Genomic DNA, 245 nt, shown 5'->3' with positions numbered 1-245 from the left:
CAATAACCAGTAAAACCAATCATGGAGGTATTGCGTAATGACGGCGATCAATCCTCATGGCGGCGAATTAATCATTCGTCTGGTTCCGGATGAACAAAGAGAAGAATTGCTTCAACGGGCGGCATCCTTGAAACAAATTCGTGTGAACTCTTGGACAATTTCGGACTTGGATTTAATTGGTGTAGGTGCATTCTCGCCATTAACTGGATTTATGGATGAATCTAACTATACCTCCGTTGTAGAAA

Annotated in this window: 1 pseudogene; it reads left to right on the top strand. The window is 42.0% G+C overall.

The annotated features are described in order from the left end of the window. Window positions 1-37: 37 nt before the first annotated feature. A pseudogene (gene sat, locus KVT27_RS25780) lies at window positions 38-245 on the top strand (sulfate adenylyltransferase); the annotation flags it as partial.

Origin of the sequence: Lysinibacillus sp. GbtcB16, assembly GCF_019091145.1 — a bacterium.
Taxonomy (GTDB): domain Bacteria; phylum Bacillota; class Bacilli; order Bacillales_A; family Planococcaceae; genus Lysinibacillus; species Lysinibacillus fusiformis.
The sequence above is the reverse complement of the archived record's forward strand: the minus strand, read 5'-3'. Positions and strand labels throughout refer to the sequence as shown.